The following is a 10,941-nucleotide window of genomic DNA, read 5'->3' on the forward strand; positions in this document are numbered from 1 at the left end:
CCCGACGATATCGGGCGCCGCCCCCGGGGACCTAGGCCGTGGGGTCGAGCACCCGTCCGAGGAAGAGCGGCGTGCCGTGCTCGACGTCGTGGATGACGAACAGGAACGGCCGGTCGACGTGGAACGGAGTGGCGACCGGCGCGCTGGTCACTCCCATGGACACCGCGGTCGCGGCAGCGGCCTCGGTGCCCTCCTCGTCGACGGCGATGAACCCCTGGTGCAGCACTGCCTTGATGTAGAGCGGGAGGTCCTCGCTGGTCATCGGCCGGAAGTCCGCGGCGTTCTCGTCGAACGCAGTCGGCATCCCGAGCGCGGCGAGCACCTCGTTCAGCGCGGCGTTGCTGCGGAAGGTCCACCTGGGGAGCACGAGGTCGAGCAGGTGCGGGCGTCCGCCGTCCAGCATCGCCGCGAGCCCGCCGTCAGCGACCTGGCGCTCGACGCTCGCGAACGCGCCGTCGGCGGGCAGGACGACGGTCATCGCGAGCGCGCCACCGGCGTACGGCAGCGTGGCGGCCTGGTAGTCGGGGCCGCTGCGCAGCCTGCCGGAGACGTCGGAGCTGCGCATCAGGTCGGCGGTCACGGTGCCGCCGTCGGCGAGGTGGAACGGGCCGGGCGCGCTGAGCGACTTGTCGAACGGCACCTCCCACGGCGCCTTGAGGTAGATCGCGTTGACCAGCACGAGCCGCGTCAGCTGGTCGAGGACACCCTCGGGAATCAGGTCCTCGATGCGGTCGTGGGTCTGCTCCTCCACCCAGCCGTTGATGAGCACCCGCGCCTCTTCGGCGGCCGTCTCGAAGTCGACGAGACGGATGCCGGCGCCGTACTGCTCGGAGAGCGGGTCGAGGAATCCCTCCTCCCAGCCGACACCCTGCTGCCCGAAGAGCTGGTTGGCGGCGTCGAGCGCGATGTCCGCCTTGCTGCCGTCGGCCCGCTCCTGCTGCCCGGCCAGGCTCTCGACGTGGGCCGTCAGCGCGTTGAGACCGGCGTGGAAGCGGTCGTCGGCGCCGAGCACCGTCCGCATCTCCTCGGCAGTCCTGCCTCCGGCGCCGTTCAGGGTCATGCCGAGCGCGACGGCGATGGAGTACGGCGACAGCACGAGGTTGCCGTCGGTGGGGAGGCCGTCGTACACCCCGCCCGCGAAGCGGTGCATCGCCGCCACCACGTCGGGGACCGCGCCGGGGTCGCCGGGGACCCGGTCGACCACGGACCTCACCAGCTCGAGCGGTCCACCGTCCTGCACGTTCCCGCCTCCTGGGTGCCTGCCCTTGTCGTTGCCGTCGTCGTCGCCGCCGCCGCACGCGGCGAGCAGTGGCTGAGCCAACGCCGCCAGGGCGGCGAGCCGGATCGCGTCCCTTCGTGTGATCATGCCTGTCTGACGTGCCCGACCCGGTCGTCGGTTCCTCAGCCGCCTTCGACCGCGGCGAGCTGGGCCTTCCACTCCCGGAACGCCTCCTCGGTGCGGCCCCGGCGCCAGTAGCCGGAGATCGAGACGTCCTCGCGCGGCACCCCGCGCTCCTTGAACAGGTAGGGCCGGATCTCGTGCATCACGGCCTGCGCCTCGCCGTGCACGAACGCGTGCACGCGCCCCTCGCGCCACGGCAGCGCGCGCACGGTCTCGGCGAGGCCGGGCTGCGTCGGCTCCGACCGGTAGAGCCAGGTGACCTCGAGCTTGTCGGGCGCGGCGATCGGCTGGACGTACGTCGCCGCCTCCACCTCGATGACGACGTAGCCGTCGGCGTCGGCCGGCAGCGCGGCCAGCGACTGCCGGATCGCGGGGATCGCGGCCTCGTCGCCGGCGAACAGGTGCCAGTCCGCGGTCGGGTCGGGAGCGTAGGCACCGCTCGGCCCGCGCACCGCGATCGTGTCGCCCGGGAGGGCGGTGGACGCCCACGGTCCGGCGATCCCCTCGGTGCCGTGCACGACGAAGTCGATGGCCAGCGTGCCGGCCTCCGGGTCGGGGTCGAGGACGGTGTAGGTGCGCATCGTGGGCCGCTCGCCCTGCGCCAGCAGCGCAGGGTCGCCGAAGATCAGCTTCACGTAGCGGTCGGTGAAGTCGCTCCCCTCGAACGCCGAGAGGTCGTCGCTGCGGAAGTGCAGCCGGACCATCCCAGGACTGAGCTGCTCGCTCGCAGTGACGGTCAGGGAGGTGATCGGCTTGGCCACGCTGCCGAGCGTAGCTAGGAGCCGAACCGCCGCTCGCGGAGGGCGTAGGCGCGGATGGCGCGCAGGAAGTCGACGCGGCGGAAGTCCGGCCAGTAGGCCTCGCAGAAGTAGAACTCCGACTTCGCGCTCTGCCAGAGCAGGAAGCCGCCGAGCCGCTGCTCGCCGGAGGTGCGGATCACCAGGTCGGGGTCGGGCTGGCCCTTGGTGTAGAGGTGGTCGGCGATGTGCTCGGGATCGATGATCTGCGCGAGCTCCTCGAGCGAGGTCCCCTTCGCGGCGTGCTCCTGGAGCAGGGAGCGCACGGCGTCCGAGATCTCGCGGCGCCCGCCGTACCCCACGGCGACGTTGACGATCATGCCGTCGACGTCGGAGGTCCGCTCGGCGGCGGACTTGAGCCGGGCCGCCGTGTGGGCCGGCAGGAGGTCGAGCGCCCCTACCGGGTTGAGCTGCCAGCGGCGCTGGTCGGCGAGGCTGTCGACCGCCTCCTCGATGATCTCGAGCAGCTGCTCGAGCTCCTCGGCCGGTCGGTTGAGGTTGTCGGTCGAGAGCAGCCACAGCGTGACCACCTCGATGCCGATCTCCTCGCACCAGGTCAGCAGCGGCTCGATGTTGGCGGCGCCGGCGCGATGGCCGTGGGCGGTGTCGCGACCGACCGCCTTCGCCCACCGGCGGTTGCCGTCGAGCATGACCCCGACGTGCTTGGGAAGGTTGTCGGGCATCCGCCGCAGGACACGGTTCTCGTAGGCGGGATAGAGCACCCGGCGCACGCCCCGCTTCCAGTCGACCACCCCCTGATCGTAGCCATGGCCGCGATCAGGACGGGGTTCTTCCTCGGCGGTTGCGCAGACTGACACGATGGCCCTGCGAGGGACCCCACTATGGCCCGCCTTGAACATCGAGAGGAACCGACGATGACCGCCGCAGCATGGCACCCGGACCCCACTGGCCGACACGAGCTCCGCTACTGGGACGGGACCCAGTGGACCGAGCACGTCTCCGACGGCGGCGTGCAGTCGGTGTCGCCCCTCAACCCGCCCGAGGAGCCGGCCGCGGAGAGCAGCGCGGACACGTCGGCCGCCGAGGCCGCCACCGACCGGCCGGAAGGCGCGATGGAGGAGTCGCCGGCAGACGACGCCTTCATGATGGAGACGCGGGTCGTCGGGTCGCCGTCGTCCGACGCTCCGGCGGCCGAGGCTCCCGCAGCCGAGGCGCCCGCTGCCGAGGCGCCCGCTGCCGAGGCGCCGATGGTCCAGTCCGTGGCCGACCCGTACCCCGCCCAGCAGCAGGAGCAGCAGTACGCCGCCCAGCCGTACCCCGACCAGTCCTACGCCCAGGCAGCCGCGGCCGGTCCCTCCGCGATGCCCGGGATCTCCGGTGACCTCGTCGACGGCCGGTTCTCCGAGAAGGACACCGGCGTCGGCCCGTCGCTGCAGAACAACAGGCTGCTCCGGGTCCGGGTGGCGGAGCCGTTCATGGCGCGCCAGGGCGCGATGGTGGCCTACCAGGGCCAGGTGAGCTTCGCCTACCAGGGCGGTGGCGCCGGCAAGTTCCTCAAGAAGGCGCTGACCGGCGAGGGCCTGTCCCTGATGCGGGTCGAGGGTGCCGGCGACGTGTTCCTCGCGAACGCGGCGGAGCACGTCCACATCCTGCACCTCAACAACAGCGGCATCTCGATCAACGGCGCCCACGTGCTGGCCTTCTCGGCGAACCTCGACTGGAACGTCGAGCGGGTCAAGGGCGGGAGCATCGCTGCCGGCGGCCTGTTCAACACCACCCTGCGCGGCAGCGGCTGGGTCGCGATCACCACCGACGGGGATCCTGTCGTGCTCAACGCCGCCGAGGCGCCGACCTTCGCCGACACCCAGGCGATCGTCGCGTGGTCGATCGACCTCCAGACGGCGATCCACAAGTCGTTCACCGCGGGCTCGCTGATCGGCCGCGGGTCGGGCGAGGCGTTCCAGGTCGCGTTCGCGGGCCAGGGCTTCGTCATCGTGCAGCCCTCCGAGGGTGCGATCGTCCCGCCCCACACGCACTGAGACCGTCGTGCATCCGGGTGGCCATCGTCACGGTGACGGTGGCACCCGGAGGCCCGGCCGCAGCCGCTAGCCTGACGGACATGAACCAGGCTCTGCACCAGGCGAACGAACGCGTCCGCGCAGGCTTGGAGCAGATCGGCGACGAGATCCGCGACACCATCGCCGACGTCAAGCCGAAGCTGCGCGGGTGGCTGCACCTGGGGTCGACCCCGCTGATCCTCGTGGCCGGCATCGTGCTCATCTGCCTGTCGCCGACGGCGACGACCCGCATCGGCTCCGCGCTCTACGCGGGGTCGGCGGTCCTGCTCTTCGGCACCTCGGCGGTCTACCACCGTGGCACATGGTCACCGAAGGTGTGGCGGGTCCTCAACCGGTTGGACCACTCCAACATCTTCCTGCTGATCGCGGGCTCCTACACGCCGTTCAGCCTGATCCTGCTCGACGGCACGGACCAGGTCCTCCTGCTCTCGGTGGTGTGGACCGCGGCCGTCCTCGGCATCGCGTTCAAGGTGTTCTGGCCCGATGCTCCCCGCTGGCTGTCCGCGCCCATCTACATCGCGATGGGCTGGGCCGCGCTCTTCTTCATCCCGGCCTTCTTCGACGGCGCGCTGGCGCTCGGCGTCGGCGTCGGCATCGCCACGTTCGTGCTGATCGCGGTCGGTGGGGCGCTCTACACCCTCGGCGGCCTGGTCTACGGCTTCCAGTGGCCGGACCCGTCACCGCGCTGGTTCGGGTTCCACGAGGTCTTCCACTCGTTCACGATCGTCGCCTTCGCGGCTCACTACGTCGGCATCTCGCTGGCGACCTACTCGCTGCGCTGAGTCTCGACAGGCTCGACCACCAAGAGGAGCAGCACCTCGAGGTGCGCCGTCTGCGGGAACATGTCGAGCACCTGCGCCCGCACCGGCAGGTAGGACCGCAGGACCGCGACGTCCCTCGCCAGCGTCTGCGGGTTGCAGCTGGAGTAGAGGACGGCCGCCGGGCCGACGTCCTCGATACGGCCCGCGAGGTCGGCGCCGAGACCGCGCCGGGGCGGGTTGACGACGAGCAGCTCGGCCGTCTCCTCGAGGAGGTACGACGTCGCGTCCCCCGCCACGAACCGCACCTGCTCCGCTGACAGGCCTGCGTCGCTGCGGCCCCGCTCGGCCGCCGCGACGGCGTCGGCGCTGATCTCGATCCCCGTCACCGTCCGGTCGGGTCCGGCGAGGTGGAGCGCGAACCCGCCGACACCGCAGTAGAGGTCGTGGACGGTGCGCGGGGCCAGCTCGTCCGCCCACGCCTGCGCGGTCCGGTAGAGCGCGGCCGCCACGTCGGTGTTGGTCTGGAAGAAGCTGCGCGGTCCGAGGTGCAGCGTCAGCCCGTTGACCTGCATCGGCAGCGTGGCCTGCTCGGTGAGGACCACCTCGCGGTCACCCTCGAGCACCGCGGCGTGCGCGGGCTGGATGTTGAGCGTCACCACCCGGAGCAGGGGGAGCTGCTCCCGGAGCCACGGCAGGTGCTTGCGGATCCGCGCCTCGGCCTCGGTCGACCGGAGCACCCAGCGCACCATCAGCTCACCGGCCGGGGACTCGGTGACGAGCACGTGCTTGAGCTCGCCGCGCCGCGCAGGCACGTCGTACGGCGGCAGCCCGGCGCGGCTCACGAAGTCGGCCAGCACCGGCAGCGCGGCGCGGATGCCGGGCGTGTGGAGCGCGCAGTCCCGCAGGTCGACCGCGCCGCGACCGGGGTCCCACAGGCCGAGCGTCGGGGCGTCGGCCGTGCCGCCGGCCACCATCTTGGCCTTCGTGCGGAACCCCTCGGGGGCGCTGGCCACGGGCGGCAGCCACTCCGGCTCGGGCCGCTCCCCCAGCGCTGCCGAGAGGAGCGCGCGGGTCGAGTCCTGCTTGGCGGCCAGCTGGTCGTCGTACGGACGCTCCAGCCAGGTGCACGAGCGGCACTCGTACCGGTCGTAGTGCGCGCACTCCAACACCTGACCGGTCACACGCCCATGCTAGGAGCCGGGGTCAGAGCCGGGCGGCGGCTATCCGCAGGTCGGCGACGAGAGCGTCGTACGCCTCCTCTCGCTGCTCGGTGCGCAGCACGGCCGACGGGTGGGTCGTCGGCAGCACCCAGGCGGGCGGGTGCGCGACCGGGTAGGTGTCCGGCCAGTCGACCGGCTTGCCGCGGGCGTCGCCGACCCGGAACGAGGAGCCGAACACCGCCTTGCCGGCGGTCCCGCCGAGCACGACCACCCCGGTCGGGCGGACCAGGGCCAGCTCCGCCTCCAGCCACGGCCGGCACGCCTCCACGTGTCCGCGCCCCGGCGTCTTGTGGATCCGCTGCTTCCCGCGGGTCCCGGACCAGCGGAAGTGCTTGACCACGTTGGTGCGGAACACGGAGTCGGGCTCGATGCCGGCGTCCTCCAGCGCGCGATCCAGAAGCTTGCCGGCCGGACCGACGAACGGCTCGCCCGCCCGGTCCTCCTGGTCGCCCGGCTGTTCCCCGAGCAGCACCAGCGCTGCCTTCGGGCTGCCGTCACCCATCACGCCCTGGGTCGCTTCGCGGTAGAGGTCACAGCCCTCGCACCCCTGCACCGCCTCCCGCAGGCGCGGCAGGCTCGGGTCGTCCGGCACCCACCTCTCGGCGCCCGGGTGCTTGATCGCCATACCGCGCCGGTACCCGAAGCGGACGCGCTCACCGCCGCCCGCGGCTAGTCTTCGCCCGTGGCAACCGCGCTGGACCGGCTCGAGTCGGAGCCCGTCCTCACCACCTTGCAGGCCCTCCGTGAGCGCATCGGCGCGCGGTTCCCGGAGCGCGGGCTCTACGCCGTCTCGGGCGACCTGGTGGAGCTGGCCGGCCGGGTCGCGACGAGCGAGGCGCAGAACCGGGACCGGCTGCGGGTGGTCAGGCTGGCGTCCCGCGCGCTGATCCTGGTCGTCGTCGGTCTCACCCTCGCCGCCTTCGCGTTCGCCCTGCGGTCGGTGGGCGAGGGCCCCGAGCACGAGGTGGAGTGGCTGTCGCTGCTCGAGAGCGCGGTCAACGACATCGTGTTCGCCGCGATCGCGATCTGGTTCCTCTTCACCGTGCCCGAGCGGCTGCGACGCTCGAACACGCTCGCCCTTCTCCACGAGCTGCGGTCGCTCGCGCACATCATCGACATGCACCAGCTCAACAAGGACCCGGAGCGGCTGCGGTCGACGTTCACCCCGACCTCGGCGAGCCCGGCCATGGGCCTCAGCCACGAGGAGCTCGAGCACTACCTCGACTACTGCTCGGAGCTGCTCAGCCTGGTCGGGAAGACCGCGGCGCTCTGCGCGGAGGAGTCCCGCGACGCGGTGGTGCTCGACACCGTGTCGACCATCGAGACCCTCACCACCGGGATGTCCCGCAAGATCTGGCAGAAGATCTCGGTGCTCAACGAGGTACGGCGCTCCGCCACGTGACGGGTCAAGCCTTGTTGCCCCTGCCGTAGATCGCGTTGACCAGCTTGCCGGCGCGCTGCTCGTCCTTCTCGGTACGGCGGAACGAGGTCATCGGCAGCTTCGACTTGAAGCGCTGCCGGGCGATCGCGTGGGCGTAGGTGAACTCCTTGAGTCCGTCGGGACCGTGGATCCGCCCGAACCCCGACTCGCCCACGCCGCCGAACGGCAGGGCGGGGACACCGGCGAACGACAGGATCCCGTTGATCGCGGTCATGCCGGCGCGCAACCGCTCGGCCGTCTCGACCGCCCGTGCCTTGCCGAAGACGGTCGAGCCCAGCCCGTAGTCCGTCCCGTTGGCCTTCGCGACCGCCTCGTCCATGTCACGCACCTTGGTGACGGTCACGGTCGGGCCGAACGTCTCCTCGGTGATCGCGGTGGAGTCGTCGGGGACGTCGACGAGCACGGTCGGCTGCACGAACCGCTCCCCCACGCTGTCGGGTCCGCCCACGACCGCCCGCCCGCCGCGGGCGAGGGCGTCGTCGATGTGCCGCTTGATGATGTCGATCTGGGACGGCATCGTGATCGGGCCGAGCTGGCCGCCCGGCTCCGCGCGGAGGGTCTTCGCCGTCGCGGTCAGCTCGTCGAGGAAGGCGTCGTAGACGCGCTCGTGGACATAGACCCGCTCCACGCCGGCGCAGGTCTGGCCGGCGTTGGAGGCCGCGCCCCAGATCGCGGCGTCGGCCGCGGCCGCGACGTCGGCGTCCTCGTCGACGATCATCGCGTCCTTGCCGCCCGCCTCCATCAGCACCGGCGTCAGGGTCTCCGCGCACGCGGCCATCACCCGGCGCGCGGTCGCCGGCGAGCCGGTGAAGGCGAGCTTGCCGACACCGGCGGTGCACAGGGCGTTGCCGGTCTCGGCGTACCCCGTCACGACCTGGAGCACCGGCCGGCCGATCGCCTCCAGGAACGAGCGGGCCAGCCACTCCCCGACACCCGGCGTGTGCTCGCTGGGCTTGAACACGACGGCGTTGCCGGCAGCGAGCGCGTAGGCGATCGAGCCCATCGGCGTGAACACCGGGTAGTTCCACGGACCGATCACCCCGATCACCCCCAGCGGCCGGTAGGCGACGCTCGCCGCCTGGTTGGCCATCAGCAGGCCGGGGGCGACGCTCCGTCGCCTGAGGACCTTCTCGGCGTGCGTCGCCGCCCAGTGGAGGTGGTCGACGGCGAGGGTGATCTCGAGAGCGGCGTCGCCGTGCGGCTTGCCGTTCTCGCGGTGGACCACGTCGGTGAGCTGGTCCATGTGCCGGACGACGTGCTTCTGCCACAGGACCAGCCGCTCCTTGCGGCCCCTGAACCCCAGGCTCTCCCACCAGGCAGCCTCGGTCCGGGCCCGGCCGACGACGGCCCGGACGTGCTCGGCGTCGTGGATCGGATGGGTCCCGACGACCTCGCCGGTCGCCGGGTTGAGCGAGTCGAACGTGGTGGTGGGCGGCGCAACGGTGGTCATGCACCGAAACTACTGCGGGGTCGCTGCTGGCACATCCGACCGTGGTCGCAGCGAGATCGGTGGGGGCCTGCCGGGTGTTCGGTGGTTGAGGTGCGAGGCGCGCCAGCGCCGAGCCTCGAAACCCACCTGGCTCTGGTCGCGACGCGGTGGCCGGCAAGCGCGACCGCCGTCGTCGGGCGGCGGGTTCTGGATTTTTGAAGAACGGTGGTGGCGCGCCGTCGTGGTTGCGGCACTTGGTCGCGCGCCTGCCCAGGCTGCGGGAGGCCTGAGGTGCTCGCTGTGGTGGCGGAGCCAGCGTGGAGGACGGTGGGTTGCGGTGGCGTCCGGGCTTACAGGTGGTGGGGGGAGGCCACTAGTCGTGCACAGGTCGCGGCCAGCGGATCACCTGTCCACAGGCGGGGTTCCGGGCGCATGGAGATGTCGGTTCGCGGCGGTTGAATAGGCGTCATGGATCTCGGGACCACACCTCTCCTCGACCCGGCCGACGCCTCGCGGTCGCAGGAGCTGCTGGCCGAGATCCGCGAGCACCGCACCGTCATTGCCGAGCGGGAGATCGCCACCGTCCGTGCGATCGCCGAATGGGCCGCCGAGCATGTCGTGGACGAGGAGTCCGGTGACGCCGCGACCCTGACCGAGCGTGGCCTGGACACCGGCCTCCCGGTCGCCGGCCCCGGCGCGCCGTTGATCAGTGACTTCGCGGTCATGGAGCTCGCCGCGCTCCTCGGCCGGTCGCTGGACTCCGGGCGCTCCTACGTCGGACAGGTGATAGAGCTCGCCTACCGGCTGCCGAAGACCTGGGCACGGATGCTCGACGGACAGGTGCCGGTGTGGAAGGCCCTGCGGGTCGCCGACACCACCCGCACCCTCCCCGAAGACGCTGTTGGGTTCGTGGACCGCCACCTCGCCCCGTTCGCCCACGGGATCACCTGGGCCCAGGTCGACCGGCTCGTCGAGGAAGCACTGGCCCGGTTCGACCCCGACGCCGCCGAGGAGAAGCGCCGGGAAGCCCAGGACCACCGGCACTTCGACATCGACCTCCAGCAGACCGGCTACGACGGCGTCGCCCACGTCTCCGGCGTCCTCGACGCCGCCGACGCCCTCGACCTCGAGCACGCCATCGCCCGCCGCGCCAAGGTCCTCGGCCAGCTCGGCTGCGAAGAGGAATTGGACGTCCGAAGGTCGATCGCGGCCGGTGAGCTCGCCCGCCACGACCTCGCCTTGGACCTCCAGATCGCCGACCCCGACACCGGGAAGACCACCCGCACCGTCCCCGGTCGCAAAGTCGAGCTCGTCCTCCACCTCTCAGCAACCGAGGTCTCGACACGCTCGACCAACAACGTCGCCCGGTTCGCAAACACCCGCACCCCGATCTCCGCCGAGCAGATCCGCGAATGGACGGGCACACCCGGCACGACCGTGATCGTCCGCCCGGTGCTCGACCTGGCCGGTCACCAGCCCGTCGACTCCTACGAGATCCCCGACCGGATCCGACGCCAGGTCACCCTGCGCGACCACCACTGCGTCTTCCCCCACTGCACGGTCTCGACAAGCCCGACCAACCGGACCTCACGCTGCGACCTCGACCACATCCAGGCCCACGCCGACGGCGGCGCGACGTGCCCCTGCAACCTCGCCCCACTGTGCCGCGGCCACCACCGCCTCAAGACCGCCGGCAGGATGACCTACCGGATGCTCACCCCGGGCACCTACCTGTGGACCGGACCCACCGGACAATGGCTGGTCGACCCCACCGGCACCCACGACCTCCACGCCACCGACCCGCCCGACCAGTAGCCACCCCGCCCCGCACCCCGCCTCCGGCGGGGCCATC

The 10,941-nt window shown here is 71.8% G+C and carries 10 protein-coding genes; 4 read left to right on the forward strand and 6 right to left on the reverse strand.

Features of this window, described 5'->3' with window-relative positions; genetic code table 11:
• Nucleotides 1-31: 31 nt before the first annotated feature.
• Genes F0U47_RS19090 through F0U47_RS19100 form a run of 3 tightly spaced genes read right to left on the reverse strand, consistent with a single transcriptional unit; the run spans nt 32 to nt 2,951 of the window.
• Entirely contained in the window at nt 32-1,366 is a 1,335-nt protein-coding gene (locus F0U47_RS19090; protein WP_149752071.1) for a serpin family protein, read from the reverse strand.
• Nucleotides 1,367-1,401: 35 nt separating this feature from the next.
• A complete protein-coding gene (locus tag F0U47_RS19095; RefSeq protein WP_149752072.1) occupies nt 1,402-2,163 on the reverse strand; it encodes a siderophore-interacting protein in 762 nt (253 codons plus the stop codon).
• A 14-nt stretch (nt 2,164-2,177) separates the two neighbouring features.
• On the reverse strand, nt 2,178-2,951 hold the full coding sequence (locus tag F0U47_RS19100) for an isoprenyl transferase (RefSeq protein WP_149752073.1): 774 nt from the start codon (nt 2,949-2,951) through the stop codon (nt 2,178-2,180).
• A gap of 123 nt (nt 2,952-3,074) precedes the next feature.
• On the opposite strand from F0U47_RS19100, the gene F0U47_RS19105 reads away from it, so the two are divergent.
• Both F0U47_RS19105 and trhA read left to right on the forward strand, forming a co-directional pair.
• Nucleotides 3,075-4,199 (forward strand): AIM24 family protein, encoded by a 1,125-nt coding sequence (locus F0U47_RS19105; RefSeq protein ID WP_149752074.1) that lies wholly within the window; start codon nt 3,075-3,077, stop codon nt 4,197-4,199.
• An 80-nt stretch (nt 4,200-4,279) separates the two neighbouring features.
• A complete protein-coding gene (gene trhA, locus F0U47_RS19110) occupies nt 4,280-5,020 on the forward strand; it encodes a PAQR family membrane homeostasis protein TrhA (RefSeq protein ID WP_149752075.1) in 741 nt (246 codons plus the stop codon).
• Here the strand turns inward: trhA and F0U47_RS19115 are convergent.
• Nucleotides 5,005-6,180 (reverse strand): methyltransferase domain-containing protein, encoded by a 1,176-nt coding sequence (locus tag F0U47_RS19115; RefSeq protein WP_246159699.1) that lies wholly within the window; start codon nt 6,178-6,180, stop codon nt 5,005-5,007. The two genes, trhA and F0U47_RS19115, sit on opposite strands and share 16 nt — an antisense overlap.
• Nucleotides 6,181-6,202: 22 nt before the next feature.
• Entirely contained in the window at nt 6,203-6,844 is a 642-nt protein-coding gene (locus tag F0U47_RS19120; RefSeq protein ID WP_149752076.1) for a UdgX family uracil-DNA binding protein, read from the reverse strand.
• 57 nt (nt 6,845-6,901) lie between these two features.
• Here F0U47_RS19120 and F0U47_RS19125 point away from each other — a divergent pair, with 57 nt between their 5' ends.
• Nucleotides 6,902-7,621: a hypothetical protein gene (locus F0U47_RS19125; RefSeq protein WP_149752077.1), complete on the forward strand. Its 720-nt coding sequence runs from the start codon at nt 6,902-6,904 to the stop codon at nt 7,619-7,621.
• 4 nt (nt 7,622-7,625) lie between these two features.
• On the opposite strand, the gene F0U47_RS19130 is transcribed toward F0U47_RS19125, so the two are convergent.
• Nucleotides 7,626-9,110: an aldehyde dehydrogenase family protein gene (locus tag F0U47_RS19130; protein WP_149752078.1), complete on the reverse strand. Its 1,485-nt coding sequence runs from the start codon at nt 9,108-9,110 to the stop codon at nt 7,626-7,628.
• 447 nt (nt 9,111-9,557) lie between these two features.
• Here F0U47_RS19130 and F0U47_RS19135 point away from each other — a divergent pair, with 447 nt between their 5' ends.
• Nucleotides 9,558-10,904: an HNH endonuclease gene (locus F0U47_RS19135; protein ID WP_149752079.1), complete on the forward strand. Its 1,347-nt coding sequence runs from the start codon at nt 9,558-9,560 to the stop codon at nt 10,902-10,904.
• The last annotated feature ends 37 nt before the right edge of the window (nt 10,905-10,941 follow it).

It is taken from the genome of Nocardioides antri (assembly GCF_008373765.1).
In the GTDB taxonomy this organism is placed as follows: Bacteria; Actinomycetota; Actinomycetes; order Propionibacteriales; family Nocardioidaceae; genus Nocardioides; species Nocardioides antri.